Here is a 25,596-nt window from a genome sequence, read left to right as displayed (position 1 = left end):
AACAAATCATCTATAAATTTTATAAAATTAATATTATCAACATACCATTTAAAACAGATAAATCTTAAATTAATATAGTTTATCTCTTTTTCTTAATGAAATATCTTCGCCACTTTGAGTTTCACTAGAGTTAAATATTTGCTCTTCTTCTGAAATAGTACCGCATGCTGTTACTAATATTTTTCTAACAGTTGGATACCTGTCACGTCTTAGAACACCTACACTCATGCGTATTCCGTATTTTTGAATTTGTACAGGCTCATTAAGCGCTAAATTTTCATACAACTTCATAATATAGTTATCATCAATATCTTCACCGTTAATTTGATCTAAATTTAGTTGGGGTTCTTTGGTACTATATAACTTTTCACCTTCTTTCATTCTTTTCATATTCCCTACTATTTTTAAATCTGTTGCTTTAATCGCTTTAAGAATTTCTTTATTATCACAACAAAGCTTATTAAATGAATATTCTTCTACACTATAATTTCTATTACTTATTTTCTTTAAACTTGAAAGTGGATAAACCACTCCACCTAAAATTATTATAGAATAATTCATTGGCAAACTTTTCAAATAACCAATATCCACACGATTATCTTTTGTCCATAAACTTTTTAAATTATTCTTATTTTCTTTTAAATCATTACATCTTCTTTTATCTTCTTTACAATATTTATTATTATAATATTCCTGCATTGTTGCTACTGCTACAACACCCATATTATCTTCAAATTTTTTATCTATTTTTGAATTACTTATCACTTTAATAATTTCATCCTTATTAAAATTAAATTTAGAAACATACATTGCATGATCATCCACATTAAATCCTTCACGACCGTTTCTAATCCAATGCTCCATTTCTATAGCCAAAAAATCTGCTTTTAAATTTATTAATTTTTCTTCATCAGTAAGATATTTATTCTCACTTGTACAAAATCCTTTTTCTTCATTTTTATTAATTATATATTCTTGATACTTGTTATTCAAAAATTTAAATATCAAGAAAAATACAAATACACTGAAAAAAAATATTTTATATTTCTTCATTTACAACCTCTTTTATTTTCAAGCAGTATATTTGGCCTTATTTTCTCTACTTCATCAAACAAACTAAATGTCTGATTCATATAATTTACAACACCTGATATTTGCTCAATATAATGCATAAGCTCAGGTGTTTTTTCTGCTTGAATTAACTTAACAGTTCGTGATGGGTCAAAACCGTCAAACTGGCAGTAAAATAAAGGGTCACCACGTTTTAAAATTAAATCCTTTGATGTATCGTGCCATTCAAAAGCCCACATTAATGGTCTAGGCCAAATATGAATTGGGAAACGCCCACCAAAAATAGTTCCAGGTAAGGGATTTTTACGGTAATGTCCAAACGCATCGAGTTGAGTTAAATACACAACCTCATCAGCTATAAAACAATAGGGTAATTTAAGTTGGAGAATTGGCACTTGAGGTGTACGCCATTCATTTTCATTTACCAACGTTAGCAACTCACGTAATTTATTGGCTCGAACAGGTGACTGGTCGCCTAATACATTAACTAATGTCGGTTTTCCATTTGCATCTCGCGCAAATCTTAAATGAAAATCAAAAGGACAATTCACTACGAAGTAGCGACTTTCGAGTTGTAATACCGCAGGACAACGACTTGCTGACTTTGCATGCTTAGTTTCAGACTTTGAGCGCATTCTGTAAGGTGGTTCATAAAGCAAGGCAGATTTATCATCTACCAGAAACCAACCTACTTGAATTACGCCATCCCCAATGATCTTCTCTTGATCAATAACCGTAAAATTAAGATACATTCAGAATTTATATTTTCATTTTCAATACATTATTTTAACACCAACTATACAAAACTGTCTGTACATTTTCCATCTTAACAGAATAGATAATATGAAAAAATTAAGCTTCTATAGCCATTATATTTCTCTGATCTTTTTTATTATTAAATCTTAAATAACTAAAGAATTTGTATTACATTCAATTTACTTAATCTCACGAAAAGTCAGAAAACAACATGTTAAAAATCTTAGGGCGCGATAATTCTATTAATGTTCGCAAAGTCTTGTGGCTCTGCGAAGAATTAAATCTTGAATATGAAAGAGAAGATTGGGGAAGAGGCGTTCTTTCAACACAATCTCCTGAATTTCTACAATTAAATCCCAATGGACAAATTCCTGTTGTTTTAGATGGTGATTTAGTACTTTGGCAATCCAATAGTATTATACGTTATCTAGCAAATGCTTATGACAAAGAACATCTGCTTTACCCTACACAAGCGAAAGAAAGATTTTTTGTAGACCAGTGGCTTGATTGGCAAGCGATAGAGCTGAATAACAGCTGGACTTATACCATTATGTCTCTGCTGAGACATTCACCAGATCATCAAGACCCAAACTTATTACAACAAGGTATTGATAACTGGAATCGTCATATGCAGATTCTCGATCAACAACTTGCAACAACTCAAGCCTATGTTGCAGGTTCACAATTTAGCTTAGCCGATATTCCAATTGGTCTGTCTGTACAACGCTGGAAGGCAACGCCTTTTGACCATCCAACGCTTAGGCATGTCGACCAATATTTTGAACTTTTAAATCAACGTGCGGGCTTTTTAAAATGGGGAAATAACGGCGAACCTTGATTTTTAAATAAGCTTTAAGCCGAGTGATGGCGTTTTAAGATGCCATCACTTAAAAGTTGATATATGTCTTTTAAATCATCTCGTTCTGCTTGAACTAATAGGTTTTGATGCATTGCTAAGATATTTTGATCCCCTCGCATTGCAGGCCCTGTTTGCATTTGCATTGGATCATTTTCAGTGGCTTTTTTTGCTGTTTCCACAATTAATGGATAAAGCAAACTAAAGTCCACCTGCTCTGCATCCACTATCTGCTTTGCCATATCAAAACAATAATTACTAAAATTACAGGCAAATACGGCTGCTAAATGCAAAGTTAAACGCTGCTTTGAGGTGTATTGATATACTCGTTTGCTTAAGCTATTTGCTAAATCAGAAAGTAGTTTCTGATCGACATCTGCTACTGCTTCAACAAACAACGGCGTTACAGTCCAGTCAACATCTCTTTCAAGACTGAAAGTCTGCAAAGGATAAAACACCCCTGCTTTCTCATGCACATGACTGATGACTTCAATATCTGTACTACCCGAGGTGTGAACCATAAGAGTGTCAGGGAATAATTCATGAACCTGTTTTACAAGCTCAGCAATTGCACTATCTGAAACCGCTAGAATGATGAGCTCGGTCGATTGAAATTGCTGTAAAGACTGACATGCTTTTGCTTGAATTTTCTCTGCAAATTTTTGGGTTTTATCAAAATCACGTGCATAGACTTGTACGATGTTATGACCTTGAGCCAATAAAGCCTGTGCCAAATGAAAGGCAACTCGTCCACTTCCTATCAAACTGATTTTCATATTAACCCAACAATATTTATCTCTATAAAAAAGCTTCTCAAAATGAGAAGCTTTTTTCAAATCAAAATGAATAAAATCAATAATTTTTCATAAATTATTTCATTATTGAGCTACTGAAAATTCGATGCGACGGTTTTTGAAACGTCCTTCATCAGTTGTATTTTCTGCAACTGGTTGATCAGAACCATGACCTTGTGCAACTAATTTAGAAGCGTCTACACCTTTAGATGTTAAATAATCTACTACGGCTTGAGCACGACGTTGAGACAAAGCTTTATTTGAAGCTGCATTACCAGTTGAGTCTGTATGACCGCCAACATTTAATTTCACTCCAGACACTTTATTTAAAAGTGTTACAGCTTGATCAAGAATAGCTTTGTTATCCGCAGGGATGTCACTTGAACCACTCGCAAAATTAATAATTTGCAAGTTAAGTGCTTTCACCAAAGCATTTACATCGACATTGTTCGGGTCAATTGCTGTTAGAGCAGTTTGTGATGCACTCAAGCTATTGCTCACAGATTGTTCAGCTGTTACTGGTGCTGCGGCTACAACCTCAGTATGTGGCACCAATGCTTTTACTTTTGCAGTTAAAGCTTCTAATGCTGCTGCATCAGCTGCTTTCAAAGTAATTTTATCACCCACCCATTCTAAAGATGCATTTGGCACGCCTTTTAATGCGCCAAGCACACCAGCAAGTGCATCTTTGTCTGTAAATGAAGCCGCATAAGTTTGGCTTGTATCCACATTACAATCTTGAGTTGTCGAAAAAACCTTTTTAACATTTGTTTGTAGAGTTGCCAAGAAGCCTTGGTCGCCAATCCCAGCCTGACACTGACTCACTGCTCCTTTATCATCTGTACTTAAAGTTAAACTAGCAGGTGCAGCAGCGGCTTCAACACCACTTGCAGCCGACGGTTCTGGTGCTGGTACAGCTTCTTTATGCTGGCAAGAACGCCATAACCACGCAATGATAAGACCCAGAATAATTAGAGCAATAATGGGCAAGAACCCACGAGACTTACCCGTTTTTTCGCTGGCTGCGGCTAATGGTGGAGCTGTTGAAGTTGAATGTGTAACTGAAGATAAGCCTGCACCAACACCTAAAGGTGCTAATAGACCCACTGCCCATGCAGGTAAATATGAACGAATTGTTTCTGCATGTTGACGCAAGTAATTCACAATACTTTGCTGGTCATTTCCGGCAACATCTGAAATTGCATTAAGGCTGGGTTTAATCGCGCTGTTGAGTGTACTTTCAATTTCATTATTTGGTGCTGTACCGCTTAAATGAGTAAGCACGGTATTCTTGATTTGATCATTATGTGAAAAAAGATCGGATAACGATGGAGCCAGACTATTTTTCAATTGTCCAATAAGATCAGGTTTAGCAGCTAATAATGAAAGTAAAATTGGATAAAACTTAGATAAAGCATTCGATTTTTCGCCTAGGTATCCATCCTGTTCATCTAATAATATTGAAGATACTTTTTCTTTAAGCAATTCTATAGGGTTTATCGACATTGGTTATTCTCCCGAATTTATACGTCGTAACCAGCAACTTTTGATTATTCAAATAGTTCTTCTTTGCTGATAGTTTTTTATTCTAATCTGCCTAGAATCTTTTATTGTTTTTTATATAATTTATATACAATTTTCCATCTAGTATTTACAAAACAGGTAGATCTTATTGATCTACCTGTTTATATTTTAAATTTACTTTAACTAAGTACTTTATCAGTTAGCAAAAGTTTGAAGCACTTTACCTGTCAAGGTTTGGCTCAACAATGGGGTATTTTTCCCTTGCGATAAAATTGTGTCTTTGCTTACTGTCCAGCTAAAAGCAGGATCTATCAATACCCATCCAGCTTCATTTTCCCAACGCGCGGTCATATTCGCAACCTGCGCTGGCACGCTGGTTACTTTAGCAACCCATTCTAGAGGTTCAAATAAACCTTCATTAATGAGTTGAATCCCTAACGATACATAGGTATCAAAAGCTGTAATGCCCGGCTGAGTTTCAGCAAATGGCGCCATTTTTGCCGAACTGCTTAAAGGCTCATGGTGCGTACAAATTGCATCAATTACGCCTTCTTTTAAACCTTGACGTAAAATTTCTTTATCTTGCTCAGAACGCAATGGTGGGCGAACGTGTGCAAGTGAATTGAAACCGTCTGTTAAGTGTTCAGTTAAATGTAACTGGTGCATTGCAACATCGGCAGTCACAGGTAAGCCTTTTGCTTTTGCAGCACGAATTAGGTCAACCGATGCACCACAAGACAACAAACCAAAGTGAGCTTTTACGCCAGTTGCTTCAATCATAAGCAAATATTTTGCAATCGCTACAGTTTCAGCAAGTGCCGGAATCATTGGCAGACCTTGGCGAGAAGCAATAAAGCCTTCGTGTGTACATCCATCTTTAGCAATCTGTGGTTCTTCGGCATAGAACACAACCGTTAAGCCAAGACCCGCTGCATATTCCAAAGTACGAATAACCACATCATCATTTTCAAAAGCAGCGTTGGCATTTGAAACAGCAGTACAACCACCCTTTTTCAGGCCAGCCATATTTGCAGGTTGTTTACCATTTAAACCTTGAGTTTGAGCACCAATAATATGCATGTGAATGCCACCATCAAGCCATGCCTTTTCAATCAAGCCATGAATGAGGGCACCATTGTCTTGTACAATCGGCTTTGAGTCTGGTGGGGTAATGACATGCAAAATGCCATTAGCACGTGCCGCCTTCCCTTCAGATTTAAGTGTCCCGTGTTGCTGTTGACCAGGCTCACGCAAACGTGCGCACAAATCAACCATGGTTGGCATTAACCATTTGCCTTGACCATCAACGGTTTGCTCAACTTGTTCTACTGGAGCAACCAGCTTGCCATTTTGAATATATACAGTTTGTACGTTGTCTGTTTTCTGGATTGGGTCTAACACACGTACATTTTCAATTTTTACAATACTCATGTGATCCATTCCTTACAACGTAATCGCTTCAATTAAGCCTTGTTCTTGGAGTTGGCCTTGCATTGACAACGCCAACACAGCCATACGAACTGCAATACCGTTGGTTACTTGTTTCAGAATAACCGACTGGTCTCCATCCGCCACACTTGAATCAATTTCTACACCACGATTCATTGGCCCCGGATGCATAACGATACAATCAGGTTTCGCTAAACCAAGACGTTCTTTGTTTAGGCCATACATTCTGTAAAATTCAGACTGTGAAGATAATGCTGGAGAGTCAATACGCTCATTTTGAATACGTAGAGCAATAATCACATCACAATCTGCGATCCCTGCATCCATGTTGTTAAACAAACGGACATGTTCGCCATATTCGGAAAAGCCCACTGGTAATAATGTATTCGGTGCAATCACACGAATATCCTTACATCCTAGTGTTTGTAATGCTGCAACATCTGACCGTGCTACACGAGAATGTTTAATGTCACCAATAATGGCAACGCTCAACTCTTCAAACGGTTTCTTTGTTTCACGGCGAATGGTAAGCATATCGAGCATCGCTTGCGTTGGATGGGCATGACGTCCATCTCCAGCATTAATAATTGCGACCTTTGGACACACATCTTTAGCAATGAAATGTGCAGCACCCGAAGATGAATGGCGGACAACAAAAATATCGGCAGCCATTGCTTCAAGGTTCCAAAGCGTATCTCGTAGCGTTTCACCTTTTGATGTACTTGAACGTGCAATATCAATATTCAATACATTTGCAGACAAGCGTTTTGCTGCTGCTTCAAAAGTAGTGCGAGTACGGGTGGAATTTTCAAAGAAAAGATTCATAACCGTCAATCCCTCTAAGAGCGGACGGTTAATTAAATTATTATTATCATCTAAAAAGCTTTGTGCGGTATCTAAAATCTTAGTGAGGTTTTCTTTTGAAAGTCCCTCAATCGTTAAAAAATGTTTTAAATTTCCGTCTTGATTGAGCTGAACCTGGCTCGGTTGATGCAACGCTGCAATATGCATAATGGATTCCTATGGGTCGAATCGCGAAAACGTGCATAGTGTAGCTGAATTCCGCTCTTTTCGCAGAAGAACTTTACAGAATAAGGCCCTAAATTGACCAGAAAATTTAGGACCGTGATCTGGACTATCTCAATGCACCTATATAATGGTGTGGAACTTGTGCCCGATAAATGTCTTCGGCGGTGATTTCTGAATCTTCATCGACTTTAACATCAGCAAGTTTTTCTTTTTGAGAAGACTCCGGTATTGCGTCAACCAACGATCTTAATCGCTCAACGCATCGTTTCAATTCGTCATCCTCTGTTTCTAACGCTACCGTAATTACATATTTTGCATAATCTTTATTTTGAATCACGTACATTGCATCTATTACCCGCCCAGTCACCCTACGCATACGTACATATATTTGTGTAGCCACAGAGAAAGCATCTGCATTAGTGATAAAACCATTCCCGATCATGTCTTTCATTTATAACGTCCCCATCCATTAAAATTATAAAAATGGTTAAAAACCGACTATGTCTGTTAAATAAATAACCATCGATAGTATTGGTCTAGCAAAATACATACCAATTTCAAGGTATTACTCATTAAAAATCAGTTTATTGGTTGCTAAATGATAGGTTGCAATAATTTAAAAACCTTTAGACATCAAAATACGTTAAACTTTGCATCGTTAATATTTATATGTTTTGGTCAATCGAGTTTATGAATACCTCTTTACGTTTAAACCACTATTGGATTACTTGTGCTGATGGTTTAGAACCCCTCTTACAAGAAGAAATAGAACAACTTGGCACCAAAGTGACAGAACGTAAAGCAGGACGTTTAATCATTGAAGGGACGCTTGAACAAGCTTACCGCATCTGTATGTGGTCTCGTCTCGCTTCTCGTGTTTTACTTCCTATTCATACTTATGAACTTGAATTTACGCATGATGCACGTGATGTAGCAGAAGAGCTCTATGAAGGCGCGATGAGCTTTGATTGGTCACTTATTTTTGCACCACAAAGTACTTTCGCAATCCGCTTACATGCAGAACGTGAAATCATGGTCAATTCGCAATTTGCTACTCTGCGTGTAAAAGATGGCGTTGTTGATTCCTTTATGGAAGCTGTAGGTCGTCGTCCTAGCATTGACACCAAACAACCAGAAATTACGATCTATGCTTTGGCAGGTAAAACTGAACATACCTACTGTCTAGATTTATCAGGTGACTCGCTACATAAACGTGGCTACCGTCGTTTTATGACGGATGCACCAATTAAAGAAAACCTTGCTGCGGCAATTTTACAAAAAGCTCAGCTCAAACAGCGTAATCCAGAGATTGTGCTTGACCCAATGTGTGGTTCAGGCACATTTATCATTGAAGCATTAATGATTTTAACTGACCGTGCACCAGGACTTGTTCGCCGTTTTGGATTTAATGGCTGGCATGGTCATGACCGCGAACTTTGGCTTTCACTCAAAGCAGAAGCAGCAGAACGCCACGAAAAGGCGCTTGAATTACCTCTACCTAAATTTTATGCCTACGATGCAGACTGGGAAGCAATTAAAGCAACCCGTGAAAATATTATTGCGGCAGGCTTTGAAAATTTATTAGGTCAGATTCAGATCGAAGAGCGTACTTTAGCTGACTGGCCAGATTTTGCTGCTGAAGGTAAAACTGCATTTATTGTGACTAACCCACCTTATGGTGAACGTTTAGGTGAAAAAGCTTCGAACCGTTCTCTATATCTAGGTTTATCAGCGCTTTTACAAAAACATTTCCCAAATCAATATGCGGCAATTATTGCAGCTCAAATTGAACAATCCGATGTTTTAGCATTTGAAGCACCTGAAACTTTACGTTTAATGAATGGTAAGTTGCCAATTTATATTCGTTTCGGTGTAATCAAACCAGAAAAAGTGAGTCAACCATTTTTAGTGAATTGGCAAGCCCAACCTATTGAAATGGAAGAAGCACAAGACTTCGCTAACCGTTTGCAAAAAAATATGACAGCCTTGAAAAAATGGGCAACTAAAGAAAATATTTATTGCTTACGTTTATATGATGCCGACTTACCTGACTTTAATGTCGCTGTTGACTTATATGGTGACCGTTTACACGTTCAGGAATACGCTCCACCAAAAACAATCGACCCAGAAAAAGCTAAAAAACGTTTTAATTTAGCGCTTGCTGCAATTCGTGCTGTTACTGGTTTAAACCGCGATGCCATCTTTATTAAGACACGTGCACGCCAAACTGGTACAACTCAATATACGAAACAAAGTACAGCTTCAAAACGTTTTATCGTACAAGAAGGTAAAGCTAAAATTTTGGTTAACCTGACTGATTATCTTGATACAGGTTTATTCCTTGACCACCGTCAAATGCGTTTACGTATTGCCCAAGAAGCACGTGGTAAACACTTCTTAAACTTATATAGTTATACGTCTACTGCAAGCTTACATGCTGCGCTTGGCGGTGCTGCAAGTACGACAAGTGTAGATTTATCTAACACTTACTTAAATTGGTCAAAAGAAAACTTCGTTTTAAATGGTTTAACTGTAGATCATGCAGATGAACAACACATGTTCTTTGCCAGCGACTGTTTTGAGTGGTTAAAAGAAGGTCATGAACAATACGACCTTATTTTTATTGACCCACCAACATTCTCAAACTCGAAAAAATTCTATGGTACATTCGATGTTCAACGTGACCATATCTCACTGATCAAACGTGCAATGAACCGTTTGCACAGTGAAGGTACGCTCTACTTCTCGAATAACTATCGTGGTTTTGAAATGGACGAAGAGATCGAAGCTATTTTTCAGGTTGAAGAAATCACTTCTGAAACAATTGGCCTTGATTTTAAACGTAATCAAAAAATCCACCGTGCGTGGAAAATTCAGCACCCTGCTCTAGATCAATATTAATGAAATTAGAGGTTATTATTACTTCACGGTAATAATAACCTCGCCATGAACATTTTTTGACTCAAAATCATATTTGGTAAATCGGTCTGCTCTTTCTGGTAACGCAATCATTTCTAACCTTTTCTTTTCTTTACTATCAACAACATGATTTTGTTTTTGTTCTTGATAAGGGGAAAGTACGCTAGTTCTAAGCGCATTCCATCGAACTTGCTGTAAATAGTTATCTCCTAACGTCTGACGTACTTGTTGTTGTTCTATCGCAGGTTTTTTTGCATCGTCCTGAGCTTTCGCAATAATGACGGGTAAAGACGTAGTTATCGCCCCTGTTTGGGTTGCAAGCGCACTTTCTGACATTGGTTGAGCTGCCCATGTATTTGATAATAATACAGATACACCGCTCAAAATTCCCAGCATATACCCTTGTTTATTGTTCATTTCATTCATCCTAAAATTGTTATTGTTTGTTATATCGAACAAAATTAACAATTTTTTAAGCATGTCGCAATGTTATAAACAAACTTCCCGACAATTAACATTGATCATTTTAAAACCTGAATTTTTTCACGAGCATTTTGTGAATATTCCAGTAGTTTTATACATTGTTATCTCAGACTTGAACCACACCCTTAAATCACTTACTGTGATTTTATAATTTATCTGTAAATTGATTTTATTTATAAATAAACACCATTCGAGGTGAAATAATGCTTCAGCACTGCTGCCAAATATTAGAAAATCGTCAACTCAAAATTGCCTTTATTGAAAGTGCCAGTTCTGGTTATTTAACTAGCCAGTTTTCCATTCATAAAAATAGCGGTGCAGACATTTTACTTGGTGGTTTAGTGAGTTACGACCCCGGCATTAAAGTTAGTATTTTAAATATCGATCCAAAGTTAATAGAGACCTACACAGCAGAGTCACCACAAGTTACTGAGGAAATGTGCAAACTGGGTCAACAGTTATTTCCACAAGCCGATCTTATTGTAAGTTGTACTGGTCTATTAAAATCGGGAGGAAGTGAAACCGCAGAAAAACCTGTAGGTACTTTTTTCATTTGTATTTCTTATCAAGAGCGTATTTATCATTACCACTATTTTTTATCAGGCCATCCCGAACAAAAATTAAAAACATTAACTCAGAAAGTTTCAGATGCCTTAGTTGCTTTACTCACATCAACAACATAAACAGCTTCACCATAAAAAAAAGAGAATATGTTTCCATATTCTCTTTCGGTTTTAGCAGAAAAAGCTTAGCTGAGTTTCATTTTATCGAAGACTAAGTGCCCATTTTCACCTTTAACTAAAATGGTATCACCTGCGACAAAATCACCCGACAAGATTTTTTGAGCTAATGTGTTTTCAATCTGTTGTTGAATCGCACGTTTTAATGGGCGCGCGCCATATACAGGGTCGAAACCAGCATCAATCAATAAATCAAAAGCAGTATCATCTACAGTTAAACTCATATCACGATCAACAAGACGTGAACGTAATCGATCCAACTGAATATCGGCAATGCCTCGAATTTGTGCTTTCTTGAGTGAATGGAAAATCACAAGCTCATCAATCCGGTTAATAAATTCCGGACGGAAATGCTGACTTACCGCATTCATTACAATGGTACGCACTTCATCGTCAGTTGCCCCCTCACCTAGCTCACGTACATCTTGTGAACCCAAGTTCGAGGTCATCACAATCACAGTATTTTTAAAGTCTACTACTCGACCTTGTGAGTCTGTTAAGCGACCGTCATCCAAAACTTGTAGCAAGATATTGAATACATCTGGATGCGCTTTTTCAACCTCATCAAACAACACCACACTATATGGTTTACGGCGAACAGCTTCAGTTAAAACACCGCCTTCTTCATAACCTACATAACCCGGAGGTGCACCCACCAAACGGCTAACCGAATGTTTCTCCATGAATTCACTCATGTCGATACGAATCATGGCGTCATCACTGTCAAACAAGAAGTTCGCCAGTGCTTTTGTTAACTCGGTTTTACCAACACCTGTTGGACCCAAGAATAAGAATGAACCACTTGGACGATTCGGATCAGACAACCCTGCACGCGAACGACGAACCGCATTCGATACAGCAACAACGGCTTCATCTTGCCCTACAACGCGGTCATGTAAAAAGCCTTCCATATTGAGTAGCTTTTCACGCTCGCCTTGCAGCATTTTAGCAACTGGAATTCCTGTTGCTGCACTCACGACTTCGGCAATTTCATTTTCAGTTACTTTAGTACGAATAAGTTTTGGCTCTTCGTTCTCTTCTGCAACTTCATCTTGCTCAAGTTGTTTTTGAAGCTCTGGAATCACACCATACTGTAAACGTGCTGCTTCAGCTAAATCACCCTCACGCTGAGCCTTTTCAAAAGCAATACGCGCTTTATCAAGTTCAACCTGAGCTTGTTTAGTGCCTTCTACAAGAGTCTTCTCAGATTTCCAGATTTCTTCAAGATCGTTGTATTCTTTCTCGACTTCAGCAATCTGTTTTTCAAGATGAGCGACTTCGGCTTTACTGCCTACATCTTCATCTTTTTTTACAGCTTCCAATTGCATTTTCAACTGGATTAAACGACGGTCGAGCTTATCAAGCGCTTCTGGTTTAGAGTCAATTTCCATCTTAATACGGGAAGCTGCTTCATCAATCAAGTCAATTGCTTTGTCTGGTAATTGACGATCTGTAATATAGCGATGAGACATTTTTGCCGCTGCAATAATCGCCGAGTCTAAAATTTGCACACCATGGTGAGTGGCATATTTCTCTTTTAGACCACGCAAAATCGCAATGGTATCTTCAACACTTGGCTCATCAACTAATACTTTTTGGAAGCGACGTTCTAAAGCTGCATCTTTTTCAATATATTGGCGATACTCATCTAAGGTTGTTGCACCCACACAGCGCAACTCACCGCGCGCCAATGCAGGTTTTAACATGTTCCCTGCATCCATTGCGCCATCACCTTTACCTGCGCCTACAAGCGTATGTAGCTCGTCAATAAACAGAATGATTTCGCCTTCATGTTTAGCCAAATCTTTTAAAACAGCTTTTAAACGTTCTTCAAACTCGCCACGATATTTAGCACCAGCCAGTAATGAACCTAAATCTAATGATAAAACTCGTTTGCTTTTTAAGCCTTCTGGTACTTCACCATTTACAATACGCTGCGCCAAACCTTCAACAATAGCGGTTTTACCAACACCCGGCTCACCAATGAGTACAGGGTTGTTTTTTGTACGACGTGATAAGACCTGAATAGTACGACGGATTTCATCATCACGCCCAATAACCGGATCAAGTTTTCCCGCTAAAGCACGTTCAGTTAAATCAATCGTATATTTATTAAGTGAGTCACGTTGATCTTCGTGATTATTACTCATGACTTTATCACTACCTCGAATATGTTCAATAACTTTACGTAAGCTGTCCAGAGTTACACCTACGGCACTTAAAATATTTTTAGTTTCGCCTGTCTCTGCTAGGCCTAATAGAACCCAGTCAGTTGACAAAAATTCATCGCCTGCTTTTTGCGCATATCTATCTGCCAGATTAAGCGCTTTAACGGCTTCAGGGTTTAAATTGACATCTCCAGTTGGATTCGCAATGGTCGGAGCATCTTTTATAGCTTGCTCAAGCTTTTGTTTAAGTTCAGGTAACCGTGCACCTGCTTGTTGCAACAAACTAATATTTGATGGCTCTTCTAATAGGGTAGACAAAATATGAATACCTGCGATCGCGGTATGGTCTTTACCCATCGCTAAAGATTGAGCATCTGAAAGGGCTTGCTGCAAGCGGTTTGTAAATTTTTCAAAACGCATTCTTGTTATTCCTCACAACAAATTTGTACTTGTGTAATAAATGGGAACACTTTTTCGGATTTCAAATAAATTTTTATATATTTTTCATAATGTTATTAAAATAACAATGAGTAAAACTCCATTATAATATGGGTTTATGAATGATCTATTTCAAGTATATTTTGTATAATTTTTAAGAGAGAACGAAAAAACGATATTTTCATCTGAATTTGTATAACAAGTAGCAATTTTAAAGCTGCACTATGTTTAATAGTTATAACTGTTAAATATTAAAATAATTGAAGGCAGCCTTTATTTAAAAAGACTGCCTTTTAAAACAACTAATCAATTAGTCCATTGATGAAATGGACATTTTGCTTGTTCTGTTTTTTCTTTGGGTAGGTCTGGCGTCGACACAGGACGACGCTGGTGTTGCTCCTGAATAGTAGGGAACACAGATGTAAAGAAGTTTGACCAACCACCGGTACGTACTCTTAACAAATTATATTGCTCAGGTGATGTCACAGCTTGAGCAAATGTTTCTGGGTCAGCTACTGTTATTGTTAAAATATTAGATGAACTTCCTTGACTGAATTGCTTCAGAATAGCTACAAGTTCTTTAACGCCAAAGTCTTCACCAATATTAAAATCTGTAGGTGCTCCATCAGCCATTAAGTCTGTGCCAATACCATTAAAACCTTGTAAAGCACGGCTAAACTCAACTTTTTGATGATCAATTGCCAAATCTGCTGGACTTGGTGATGGACTTAGATCAGAAGCTACTGTCGTACCTAAACGGCGACCATCAGCACTCGCACCATTCCATGCCCCCATCTCCACATGATTTTCAAAAGTTCCCACACCCGGTTGAATCTGTATACCAAACGGATGCTCTTTTGAACCATAGCGTTCAGCCAAATTTTTAAGGCTTTGTGCGAATTGCGGCCATGGATGAGTAAATGTCTTGACTGATATCTCAGCAATCATTTTAACAATCTCATCACCTAGTTTATCGACTTCGGGGTTACCACGCCCATAACGTGGTTGTGCCAAAGCAATTTCACGTAAGCGCTTATAACGATCAGCTTGCGCAGCAATACGAGCATGACCAGCTAAATTGCTAATAAATGGCTCAGTCATTTTATATCCCCAGTCACAGCACAGACACTCTAATAGTTCAGGCAATGTAGTAACTGCGGTTAACGGGTCAAAAACCATCGCCTTAATGGCATACAACGAGTTAATTGTATTACTGAGCGAGATATAACACGGTCCATAAATATTATATTTAGCACCGCCACTATAAAAATCTTGCCCTTTAGCCAAGCAGTCGTCCATCAAGACATTTAGAATTGGAGATGGACAAATATCTGTATTGGCACCGTAGCCTAGAATTTGCCCATTGAATGCCTTGCGATTGAGCAATTCAAAATGTTGCTTGTATAACTCTAATAATTCTTCAAAACTATCAATCTGATCGGCAGGTTTAGTATTTAATGAAACAGTTTGCCCAAACAGATAACTTTGTCCCGCACTTGAAATTGTTTTACCCTGATTTAGTGCACACTCCAAAGGCTGTAATGTCGAGAATCCACCTAAAGAAAACCAGTTTTCGCCAGGGAACTGAGGTTCATAACAACCATCGCAAGCATAATTTTGAGCTGAACGAATATCGACTTTAGAATTCCAATTTGGCAAATTAGTGAGTGCATCCCCCCCTACACCATTTCCACTTTGATGAAGACTAGGAATGAGTTTTTCATCATTTAATAAAATTGGATGAGCACCGCCAGATAAAATTGCATGTGCAGCCACTTCTAAAATTTCTTCAGGAATATCCTTGCGAGTGCGTAGAGACAAACACGGTGCATTTAACGGTAACCGGCCTGATGCACGAATAAATAATTTTGTGACCTCATTGTAAGCTGGTTTGGTTTTAGAAAAGTCTTCTTCACCATCAGCGACTGTACCACCAACTGTAATCTGTTGAATCCATTGTCCCAAAGATGCACCTTGAGGATAAGGTCCTGAACTACCACCCATTGCGAGATTACCAAAAGGTTGATGGTCTTCCATAAACATACGGTTTTGTTGTACTTTTTCATCTAGCTTGATATAGAAGGCATCAATAATTTCTTGCGCCTGTTCAGGCCTAGCCGAATGGTTGTCCAAGAAAGGTTGTAACAGCTGATCCATACGTCCAAATGCTGTTGGCTCACCATTTAAATGCAAACAACTATGCAATGTGAAAATAAATTGAACTGCTTCAATAAATGTGTCCGGTTTATCTTTCGACAACTTTTCCATTCGTCGACCAATTGCAATTAAATTATCTCTTTCAAACTCTTGTCCTTTTTGCATCTGGCCTGCGACTTTAAATGCGAGCTTTGAGTAATTTAAGAAATATTCAGAAATACCAGTTAGTGCTAATCTTGAAGCTTCATAGAAGTCTTTCTTCTCTGGAGTCTGCGCATTGCTTGCATGTTTAGCAATTTCCTGTTGTAGACCAGCTAAACCTAAATCTAGTGCCTTTTTATAATTTGGAATAACATGCCCAACACCCGATGCTTCACTTAAATTACGCAAAAAGCCCTGAAGACGTTCTTCTTCAGATAAATACTTCATGACATAACGACCTTCACCCAAGGTCAGATTTGGCATAGCTCCTACAATAATTTCATCAGGCATAATGCGATAAGTATCCGATCCATAAATGACCTTACCTTCACATTCGCGCCCAGTTGAATACGGAATCATTTCACCATTTTTTAATAAAATTTTCCGTCCGCGGAAACCATAATTTTCTGATGAGAATAACTGTAAGCTTAATCGAATAGCCCAACCTTTGCGCAACATAATAGATAAACCCATAATATTTTCAGGCTTATCACTGATGTCAAACTCATCAATATAATAATCCACCCCTTGTTCAATTTCTTCTTGTTTCCGATTGAAATACCAGTTGTCTTGCCATAAAGAAAATGTATTCTCAAGTAAACTTAAAATACGATTAGAAGGTGGTTTAAAAAATTCACTATGGGGATTTAGCCCAGTTGCCATGTTAAAAAGATAATTACTATGATTGTAGTACATCAAACCATTATCGGAACTATTCATATAATGGCGATCAAATCGATTCCAATCCATACCTGGGAAAAAATTCCAGTTATCTTTATCTAATCGACTAAAATCATTTAAATATTCTGGTGCATCATCTAATGCTAAATCTTTTAAACTTGGAATATAAAATATTCCTCCCAAGTCTGAATGAAGGCTATTGAATAGACGGTCATTCATAAAGCCTTCTATTGCCCCAATCTGACTTGCCATAACCTCTTCTAAAATTGCAGCAGTTTTTGCAAAACCAGCAAAATAAATCCCTGCTTCATCTGCTTTAGTTACCGATTTTGGCACTCTAAAACTTGAATTTGACTCAGCACGGCCAAACGGTAAGCCTAAACGTAGAACTGGTGTAGTATTTCCATTTTCATCTTGTACACGAGAAGCTTTAATGTGCGAACGGCTATCACGGTCTGGAATAATCGTGTCGTCAGTTTTACGTCCAATCAAATCTTCAATTTGATCTTCTGACATCATATTGATTTGATCCCAATTAATTAAAAACCTTTGAGATAAAACGTATGAGCCACCAAAATGATCAATGTCTTCTGCACCAATTAAAGTATGTTTTGCCAGTGAAATTGGATCAGATGGATTATTTAAATTTTCAGAAAAACGACACCCTAAAACCTTACCATTGCGACCAGTTTTAGATTGTGAAGCAGTAACTTGACTAAATATTTCTTTAATATCTGAAGCTAAAAAATGCTCAATATATTTCTGTAATATTGTACACGCATCGGCATCATCACTTTTTACATGCAACCAAATGTCGCCATCCGAATTTTTAAAACTGCCATTAGAATCAGAGAAAACTTCTGAGACATTTGGATTTTTTTCTTCTGGATAATGTAATTGCATTCCCTTTGGTCGTGACAACTTATCTTTTTTACAAATCAGATCCCAATTATCAAAAGATATACCAATTGCCAAAGTTGTATTTTTACTAGAAAGTGCTGGATTCTTATTGACCTCTTGACGCACAGCGATCATTAACTGACGAATTTTTTCACGTGTAATTTCGGTATTAAGCCAAACCGTAGTAAAAATTGCATGGGGGGCTGGATAAACCAACCCACGTTGCATGTATTTCCATATTTCAGTAAAACGATCTTCATAAGATATATTTAACATTATATTAAAGTCCTTTAAAATATTTATATAATAATTAAAATTTTGATTATAAATTTAACCAAAAAATCATTATTGACAATAAAAATTAAAATAACAAGATATTTAAAATCAAAGAAAAATAGTAAGAATTAATAAATAATAAAAATAAAAAGTTAAGTTTAGAAAATTTAAAATATAAGATAAAGAAAATCACAAAAACAAAGATAAACAAACAATCAATTATTAAAATAAAGTAATAAATAAAATTAGAATTCAATTGTTAAAAAAATTAAAATAACTCTTAATTAAAACTTACTGATATAATCTCGAATATTCTCTTATAAAATTATTGTTGCTATGTTAATAAAAAAACTCATTTCTACTTTGCTTTTTACATCAATACCTTTTTACTGCTTTGCCGAGCTCCCCCAAGACTCTCGAAGAGCTGGCGGAATCGCAGTTATTCCCTTAACTAGTGATATTACTCGGGTCACCTTTCAACAAAAGCCAGTTTTAATCAGTCAGGAAGGTCATCAGCGTTATGCTGTACTTGGTATTCCGTTATCTACTCCACTCGGCAGTGTTCAGCTCGACACTAATAAAGCCCCTATTCAAATAGAAATTAAGCCCTATCCTTATGCTGAGCAACGGATTAAAGTTACTAACCAAGACTATGTGAACCCCAACCAAAGTCAGTTAGACCGTTACGCTCAAGAAGCGAAAGAACAAAATGATGTGTATAGCTCATTTACACAGAGCACATGGCAAGCCTTGCCAAAATTTATACGCCCCACTTCGGGGAAATTCAGTAACTCTTTTGGGCGAAAACGCTTCTTTAATGGCGAAGAGCGCGCGCCCCACTCAGGTTTAGATATCCCTGCACCAGTGGGACAAAAAGTAGTTGCACCAGCAGATGGTGTTGTAATTCAAACTGGATCTTATTTTTTTAATGGTCAAACCGTATTGATTGATCACGGGCAAGGCTTAATCAGTATGTTTTGCCATTTAAGTGCAATTAAAGTAGAGAAAGGCCAACATATTCGCCAAGGAGAAACTTTAGGTTTAGTGGGTAAAACTGGACGTGTTACAGGTCCGCACTTGCATTGGGGCATGAGTCTCAATAATGCACGAGTAGATCCGCAATTGTTTTTAGGCACTGCCCGCTAATTTAAAGCTTTTCGAAAATATTTTGGCGCATCGACATACCCTTCTCGTAAGTAAAATTGATGCGCCAATGTCCGTTGTTCGCCTGAATGCAGTTCCATTCGATCACAACCACGTTGTCTTGCCAATTGCTCAGCCTGCTGCAAAAGTAAATGTCCAACACCTTTACTTCGTATATTTTCATCAACACATAGATAGCATACTTTGGCAAAGTCACCTTTTAAGGCGATTTGTGGAATAAAATAAAGGGATAAAAAGCCACATACTTTATCTTCCTCTTCAGCAATCAAAATTTGTGATTTAGGATCGCTATGTAGTATTTCAAATTTTTCTTGGATAAGAGCGAGTGGTTGTGGGTACTCCATCTGTTTAAGTAAATTACAAATTGCCTGAGTATCTTCCCATTTAGCAGCACGAATATTCACTTTCATTTCTCCTCTTATTTTTTAGTTATTTTTGACAATAAAAAAGCCAACTCTAATGTCAGCTTCTTTTTTCTACCTATCAAAAAAACACCTTATTCAGCTTCAATAATTTCGAAGTCATGGGTGATTTCAACACCACCATCAGAAAGCATTTTACTCGCTGAACAATATTTTTCGGCAGATAATTCAATCGCTTTTGCAACCTGTTTTTCTTTCACAGCTTTACCTGTTACCACGAAGTGTAAGTGGATTTTAGTAAAAACAGCCGGAATTGCGTCAGCGCGCTCAGCTTTTAAATTACATACAACATTCATCACATCTTGACGAGATTTCTTTAAAATGGTCACAATATCAAACGAAGCACACCCACCAAGTCCCATTAATAGCAACTCCATAGGACGTGGACCACGGTTTTCACCACCATACTCAGGTGAGCCGTCCATGATGACACTATGCCCACTATCTGATTTCGCTTCAAAAGCAACATTCTCTAGCCAATGTACACTTGTTTGCATTGCAACTACCTAAAAAAAATTATAAATTTAAGCAGGGTCTGTTGACATTTCATCTATGGATTGCTTTAGAGCTAAAAATTAATCCAAATAAGACGCAAAGCCCAGACAATGGCTAACCTTTGTCCAGTTTTGTTATATAGTTTGTGAAATTTCAGCCATAATCTGAGCTGCAATTTAAGCAGTGCAGGCATAGCGCAAGACCATGTTATTTTGTACGTTCCGTTGTTAAGATCTATTTATTTAGAATGGCTAAATTTCATAGCTCTTGGTTGGTAACGTCTAAAAGAATTGTCTTATGTCGCAACCATCTGTGAAATGTCAACAGACCCTTGTTTTGTACACTAACATAAAATGAGTTGATAAGGAATTTCATCTCTTCTGTGTAATAGCTCATCTCGGGCTTGTGTGAATTGTTTACCCTATTCGGAACATATTAAGCATGACTTCAAATTTTTCACAACTCAGCACAGATGCTTTATCCCCGGGGCAACTACCTGAATCCGTTAAAGCATTGTTAAAACGTGCTCACATCAACAGATATCCAAAACGAACCACAATTGTTGATGCCGGAACAGAGTCGAAATCTTTATATTTAATTTTAAAAGGCTCAGTTTCAATTATTTTACGTGAAGATGATGAACGTGAAATTGTTGTTGCATATTTGAATCCGGGCGACTTCTTTGGGGAAATGGGGCTTTTCGAACCGAACCCTCAACGTACAGCTGAAGTTCGTACTCGTGATGTCTGTGAAATTGCAGAAATTTCTTATGACAACTTTCACGAACTTAGCAAACAATATCCAGACTTAAGTTATGCTGTTTTTGCACAACTCGTTCGCCGTCTAAAAAATACGACCCGTAAAATGACAGATCTTGCATTTATTGATGTGTCTGGCCGTATTGCACGTTGTTTAATCGACCTATCTTCACAGCCAGAAGCAATGATTTTGCCAAACGGTCGTCAAATTCGTATTACTCGTCAAGAAATTGGTCGTATTGTGGGATGTTCACGTGAGATGGTTGGCCGTGTACTCAAAACTTTAGAAGATCAAGGCATGATCCAAACAGATGGTAAAGCTATTCTTATTTTTGATGTTTCATTAGAAGATGCACCTGTTTCTGATGACGACTATGATGATGACGAATAATATTTATTAAATTTTTAATCAAAAGCAAACTTCGGTTTGCTTTTTTTATATGCAACAATGAGTTAATACACAAAACTTACAAACTATTCTAATTTTATGATTTAAGTTGAATACATATTCTCAGTTAGGCTAACTCAAAATTTCCAAGGATTCCGCTGTATGCAATTTAACCCACTTAGTCGCACAGGCCTCAAGCTTCCAGAAATTTGTTTAGGCACCATGACATTTGGTGAGCAAAACTCCCAGCAAGAAGCATTTCAACAACTCAATTATGCTTTGGCACACGGTTTATATTTTTGGGATACGGCAGAGATGTATTCGGTTCCGCCAAAACCTGAAACTTACGGTGCAACAGAAACGATCATTGGCAATTGGTTTGCCCAAAATGGTCAACGTGACAAAGTCTTTCTCGCTTCTAAAATTGCCGGACCTGGCTTTGGAGGAACACACATCCGAGAAGGCCATACGCGCTTCAACAGCGATCATATTGCGAAAGCCCTGGATGGTTCACTCAAACGTCTCCAAACCGACTATATTGACCTTTATCAACTCCATTGGCCTGAACGTCATACCAACTTCTTTGGTACGCTAGCTTATGGCAACCAGCAAGCTCAAAATGATTACGACACAACACCTCTAGAAGAAACATTACTTGCTCTACAAGAAGAGATTAACCGCGGACGCATTCGCTATATTGGCTTATCAAATGAAACTCCATGGGGCACTATGAAGTTTTTACATTTGGCTGAAAAATTAGGTGTAAGTAAGTTCGTAAGCGTTCAAAACCCATATAGTCTACTCAACCGTACTTATGAACTAGGTATGTCTGAAATTGCTAAATATGAAGATGTTGGTTTACTGGCATACTCTCCTCTTGCTTTTGGTTATCTTTCTGGCAAGTTTAGAAATGGCACACGTCCCGCTAATGCAAGAGTCACATTATTTCCACGCTTTAGCCGCTACAGTAATCCTCAAAGCGAATGGGCAACTGAACAATATGCACAGCTAGCAGAGAAACATGGACTCAGCTTAACCCAAATGGCATTAGCATTTATCAAACAACAATTCTTTGTGACCAGCACAATTATTGGTGCCACTAATCTAGACCAACTTAAAGAAAATATTCAGGCATTTGAAATTGAATTATCTGCTGAAGTTTTACAAGGTATTGAGGCCATTCACACTCAACAGCCCAGCCCTGCGCCCTAAATAAAAAACGGATGCTTAAGCATCCGTTTTCTTTATCTATAAAAAATTTTATATCTTATTTACGGCTATTATAAACTGCCATTGCCGCAGGCAAGTTTTTACGCATATCACCAATACGCTGAGAATTAGATGGGTGAGTTGACAAGAATGATGAACCACCGCTGCCTTCAAGCTTGTTCATTTTCTCCCACAATGTAATAGCTGCGTTTGGATTATAGCCCGCACGTGCCATCAACATTAAGCCGCCTTGGTCAGCACGACTTTCCAAGCTACGCGAATATGGCAGGCCCACACCCACTTGTGTACCTAACTGAGCTGCAGCCGCTCCCAGTTGATTAACGTTACCACCACCAATCTGGCTTAAGCCAATGTTTAATGCTAAATCAGTTAAAGCCTGAGCACCAATTTTACTTTTTGCATGCTCTTCTAAGGCGTGAGTCATTTCATGCCCCATGACCGCTGCAATTTCAGCATCAGTCAGGTTCAATTTATTTACAATACCTGTATAAAACACGACTTTACCACCTGGTGCCACATAAGCATTAATGGTATTAGATTTCAGTACTGCCAACTGCCAGCTAAAAGGCTGACCCGTCTGGTTCATCTGGTTCGCATAAGGTTTTAAACGGTTAAAAACAGCATTAATACGGCTATAAGTACTTGAACTTGTATCTAATGTCCCTTTACCACGCTCTTCCTGTACCATTTTATTAAAACTTTGTGCGGATTGTGCGTTTAACGTTGCCGTATCCGCGCCTGCCATGTCAGCTACTGTTGTACAACCAGAAATGGTTACAACACTCGCAGCACATAAGCTTAAAAAAAGTTTTTTATTCATCAATTGGATCACCTAAATCGTTAAAAAAGCTGTTTATTCTTTTGCGCTTATTATAAGAAATCCCGCTTATGCTTTGAATGTCTCATTTCTTCATGATCATAGTATTTATGTAACGATCAAGTAGATAAAGTCATCAAATAAATCCAGAAAATCAAACATATTACATTTAAGCCAAGATAGATATGACTTAAGGTCTTAACCTTCTCTTCCAGATTAGGACTTTCTCTTTTCCAGAGTAAATAACTATTTTGTATGAATACCACAGGAATTAACACACATGCGAACAATACTGACAAGCTCATAAAAGCAGTCATGAAAAAATCTTCATGATATTCTTGCCCATAAATGACCAACATCGCTAATGTAGGTGAACCACCAATAGCAAATAAAAAAGAATAAAAGATTGTTTTCGAAATAGTTGGTTGCAGCTTCATCCTGAGCCCATCATTCCTTATCGATATATAACGTTTTAATCTGAATCTAATAAAACAAAAACTGCACTTTAGTCGGGTATAAAAAAGCCCCCTTTCAGGAGGCTTTTTTATCTTTACTAATTAAGCAGAGAATGGATGACGTAAAACAATTGTTTCTGCGCGGTCTGGACCAGTTGAAACGATATCAATCGGACATTCGATTAACTGTTCAATGCGCTTCACATAAGCCAAAGCATTTGCTGGTAATTGGTCGATACTAGTTAAACCAACAGTCGACTCGCTCCAACCAGGCATAGTTTCGTAGATTGGTTTCAAGCATTCAAAAGAAACCGCATCAGAAGAACCTACACAGCCTGAATCTGTATTTTCATAGCCCACACAGATTTTCACTTCTTCTAAACCATCTAAAACATCAAGTTTAGTTAAGCAAATACCAGAAAGTGAGTTTACATCTACAGAACGGCGAAGGATTTCAGCATCAAACCAACCACAACGACGTTGACGACCAGTAGAAGCACCAAACTCATGACCCACTGTACCCAAGTGTTTACCCACTGGATCACCAGCATCAGCAGCTGCATCGTAAACCAATTCAGTTGGGAATGGACCAGCACCTACACGAGTTGTATAAGCTTTAGTAATACCTAATACATAATCAAGATGTAAAGGTCCCATACCTGAACCAGAGCTTACGCCACCAGCAGTTGTATTTGAACTTGTAACATATGGATAAGTACCGTGGTCAATATCTAGAAGTGAGCCTTGAGCTCCTTCAAACATTACAGCCTTACCTTCTTTGCGATAGTCATGCAACACTTTAGTAACATCAACCACTAATGGAGCAAGAACTTCACGCCATTGGTTGCAAAGAGCCAATACATCTTCAAATTTAACAGCTTCTACACCGTAGAACTGAGTTAACTGGAAGTTATGTAACTCAAGCATCTCAGACAGTTTTTCTTCTAATGCTGCACCACCACGAACAAGGTCAGCAACACGCACTGCACGGCGAGCCACTTTATCTTCGTATGCAGGACCAATACCACGACCTGTAGTACCGATTTTAGCATTACCACGTTTCTTTTCACGTGCCTGATCAAGTGCAATGTGGTTAGGCAAAATGAGTGGACAGTTTGGAGAAATACGTAGGCGTTCTTTAACAGGAACTCCTTCTGCTTCCAAAATTCCCATTTCTTCAATTAACGCGGCTGGTGAAAGTACCACACCATTACCAATTAAGCACAATACGTTTTCACGTAAAATACCTGATGGAATGAGGTGCAATACAGTTTTTTTACCACCTACGACAAGAGTATGACCTGCGTTATGTCCGCCTTGATAACGTACTACCGCAGCCGCCTGATCTGTGAGCAGGTCGACGATTTTACCTTTACCTTCGTCGCCCCATTGGGTACCAAGTACCACAACATTTTTGCCCATAAT

Annotated in this window: 21 protein-coding genes and 1 pseudogene; 6 read left to right on the top strand and 16 right to left on the bottom strand. The window is 37.9% G+C overall.

All coding sequences use genetic code 11. The annotated features are described in order from the left end of the window. Nucleotides 1–69: 69 nt before the first annotated feature. Both ACLBWE_RS18190 and ACLBWE_RS18185 read right to left on the bottom strand, forming a co-directional pair. Nucleotides 70–1,053, bottom strand: a complete 984-nt coding sequence (locus ACLBWE_RS18190) for a hypothetical protein (protein WP_447604196.1) — start codon at nt 1,051–1,053, stop codon at nt 70–72. Further along, a complete protein-coding gene (locus ACLBWE_RS18185) occupies nt 1,050–1,823 on the bottom strand; it encodes a hypothetical protein (RefSeq protein ID WP_447604195.1) in 774 nt (257 codons plus the stop codon). Before ACLBWE_RS18185 ends, ACLBWE_RS18190 begins: the two co-directional genes overlap by 4 nt. A gap of 215 nt (nt 1,824–2,038) precedes the next feature. Here ACLBWE_RS18185 and ACLBWE_RS18180 point away from each other — a divergent pair, with 215 nt between their 5' ends. Beyond that, entirely contained in the window at nt 2,039–2,665 is a 627-nt protein-coding gene (locus ACLBWE_RS18180) for a glutathione S-transferase family protein (protein WP_447604194.1), read from the top strand. A 14-nt stretch (nt 2,666–2,679) separates the two neighbouring features. On the opposite strand, the gene ACLBWE_RS18175 is transcribed toward ACLBWE_RS18180, so the two are convergent. From ACLBWE_RS18175 to ACLBWE_RS18155, 5 genes are all read right to left on the bottom strand, one after another. Then, nucleotides 2,680–3,459, bottom strand: a complete 780-nt coding sequence (locus tag ACLBWE_RS18175) for a Rossmann-like and DUF2520 domain-containing protein (protein WP_447604193.1) — start codon at nt 3,457–3,459, stop codon at nt 2,680–2,682. Between the two features lie 102 nt (nt 3,460–3,561). Beyond that, complete coding sequence (locus tag ACLBWE_RS18170; protein ID WP_005041917.1) at nt 3,562–4,983, bottom strand: OmpA family protein; 1,422 nt, start codon at nt 4,981–4,983, stop codon at nt 3,562–3,564. 213 nt (nt 4,984–5,196) lie between these two features. Further along, entirely contained in the window at nt 5,197–6,432 is a 1,236-nt protein-coding gene (locus ACLBWE_RS18165; protein ID WP_447604192.1) for a dihydroorotase, read from the bottom strand. Between the two features lie 12 nt (nt 6,433–6,444). Next, complete coding sequence (locus tag ACLBWE_RS18160) at nt 6,445–7,461, bottom strand: aspartate carbamoyltransferase catalytic subunit (RefSeq protein WP_003652674.1); 1,017 nt, start codon at nt 7,459–7,461, stop codon at nt 6,445–6,447. A 124-nt stretch (nt 7,462–7,585) separates the two neighbouring features. Continuing rightward, nucleotides 7,586–7,930, bottom strand: coding sequence for a hypothetical protein (locus ACLBWE_RS18155; protein ID WP_045434235.1), 345 nt, complete (start codon nt 7,928–7,930; stop codon nt 7,586–7,588). Between the two features lie 239 nt (nt 7,931–8,169). Here ACLBWE_RS18155 and rlmKL point away from each other — a divergent pair, with 239 nt between their 5' ends. Then, nucleotides 8,170–10,380, top strand: a complete 2,211-nt coding sequence (gene rlmKL / locus ACLBWE_RS18150) for a bifunctional 23S rRNA (guanine(2069)-N(7))-methyltransferase RlmK/23S rRNA (guanine(2445)-N(2))-methyltransferase RlmL (RefSeq protein ID WP_045434238.1) — start codon at nt 8,170–8,172, stop codon at nt 10,378–10,380. Between the two features lie 18 nt (nt 10,381–10,398). Here rlmKL and ACLBWE_RS18145 read toward each other — a convergent pair whose 3' ends face one another. After that, nucleotides 10,399–10,815 carry a hypothetical protein gene (locus ACLBWE_RS18145; RefSeq protein WP_447604191.1) on the bottom strand — a complete coding sequence of 139 codons (417 nt, stop codon included), beginning with the start codon at nt 10,813–10,815 and terminating at the stop codon, nt 10,399–10,401. A gap of 269 nt (nt 10,816–11,084) precedes the next feature. On the opposite strand from ACLBWE_RS18145, the gene ACLBWE_RS18140 reads away from it, so the two are divergent. Beyond that, on the top strand, nt 11,085–11,564 hold the full coding sequence (locus tag ACLBWE_RS18140; RefSeq protein WP_447604190.1) for a CinA family protein: 480 nt from the start codon (nt 11,085–11,087) through the stop codon (nt 11,562–11,564). A 65-nt stretch (nt 11,565–11,629) separates the two neighbouring features. On the opposite strand, the gene clpB is transcribed toward ACLBWE_RS18140, so the two are convergent. Next, nucleotides 11,630–14,209: an ATP-dependent chaperone ClpB gene (gene clpB, locus ACLBWE_RS18135; RefSeq protein WP_447604189.1), complete on the bottom strand. Its 2,580-nt coding sequence runs from the start codon at nt 14,207–14,209 to the stop codon at nt 11,630–11,632. A 324-nt stretch (nt 14,210–14,533) separates the two neighbouring features. After that, nucleotides 14,534–18,442, bottom strand: a complete 3,909-nt coding sequence (locus ACLBWE_RS18130) for a Dyp-type peroxidase (protein WP_447604188.1) — start codon at nt 18,440–18,442, stop codon at nt 14,534–14,536. Between the two features lie 336 nt (nt 18,443–18,778). Between ACLBWE_RS18130 and ACLBWE_RS18125 the strand changes: the two genes are divergently transcribed. After that, nucleotides 18,779–19,588, top strand: coding sequence for a peptidoglycan DD-metalloendopeptidase family protein (locus ACLBWE_RS18125; protein ID WP_427962308.1), 810 nt, complete (start codon nt 18,779–18,781; stop codon nt 19,586–19,588). Here ACLBWE_RS18125 and ACLBWE_RS18120 read toward each other — a convergent pair. The 3 genes and pseudogenes from ACLBWE_RS18120 to ACLBWE_RS18110 all read right to left on the bottom strand — a co-directional run. Further along, nucleotides 19,585–20,010, bottom strand: coding sequence for a GNAT family N-acetyltransferase (locus ACLBWE_RS18120; RefSeq protein WP_447604187.1), 426 nt, complete (start codon nt 20,008–20,010; stop codon nt 19,585–19,587). The two genes, ACLBWE_RS18125 and ACLBWE_RS18120, sit on opposite strands and share 4 nt — an antisense overlap. Before the next feature lie 92 nt (nt 20,011–20,102). After that, nucleotides 20,103–20,525 (bottom strand): OsmC family protein, encoded by a 423-nt coding sequence (locus tag ACLBWE_RS18115; RefSeq protein WP_447604186.1) that lies wholly within the window; start codon nt 20,523–20,525, stop codon nt 20,103–20,105. A gap of 135 nt (nt 20,526–20,660) precedes the next feature. Next, nucleotides 20,661–20,723: pseudogene (locus ACLBWE_RS18110) on the bottom strand (hypothetical protein); the annotation flags it as partial. Nucleotides 20,724–20,964: 241 nt separating this feature from the next. Here ACLBWE_RS18110 and crp point away from each other — a divergent pair. Beyond that, the gene (gene crp / locus ACLBWE_RS18105; RefSeq protein ID WP_005041938.1) at nt 20,965–21,672 is read left to right on the top strand and encodes a cAMP-activated global transcriptional regulator CRP; all 708 of its coding nucleotides are present in this window, start codon (nt 20,965–20,967) and stop codon (nt 21,670–21,672) included. Nucleotides 21,673–21,831: 159 nt separating this feature from the next. Further along, nucleotides 21,832–22,881: an NADP(H)-dependent aldo-keto reductase gene (locus ACLBWE_RS18100; protein ID WP_447604185.1), complete on the top strand. Its 1,050-nt coding sequence runs from the start codon at nt 21,832–21,834 to the stop codon at nt 22,879–22,881. A 55-nt stretch (nt 22,882–22,936) separates the two neighbouring features. Here ACLBWE_RS18100 and ACLBWE_RS18095 read toward each other — a convergent pair whose 3' ends face one another. The 3 genes from ACLBWE_RS18095 to ACLBWE_RS18085 form a co-directional block, all read right to left on the bottom strand. Then, nucleotides 22,937–23,719, bottom strand: coding sequence for a M48 family metallopeptidase (locus ACLBWE_RS18095; RefSeq protein ID WP_347018656.1), 783 nt, complete (start codon nt 23,717–23,719; stop codon nt 22,937–22,939). A gap of 116 nt (nt 23,720–23,835) precedes the next feature. Then, nucleotides 23,836–24,153 (bottom strand): hypothetical protein, encoded by a 318-nt coding sequence (locus tag ACLBWE_RS18090; RefSeq protein ID WP_133746483.1) that lies wholly within the window; start codon nt 24,151–24,153, stop codon nt 23,836–23,838. Between the two features lie 120 nt (nt 24,154–24,273). Continuing rightward, entirely contained in the window at nt 24,274–25,593 is a 1,320-nt protein-coding gene (locus tag ACLBWE_RS18085) for an adenylosuccinate synthase (protein WP_003652692.1), read from the bottom strand. Nucleotides 25,594–25,596: the final 3 nt, after the last annotated feature.

The sequence above is a fragment of the Acinetobacter sp. M5A5_2a genome (genome assembly GCF_053345265.1).
This window is presented reverse-complemented; position numbering and strand designations above follow the sequence as displayed.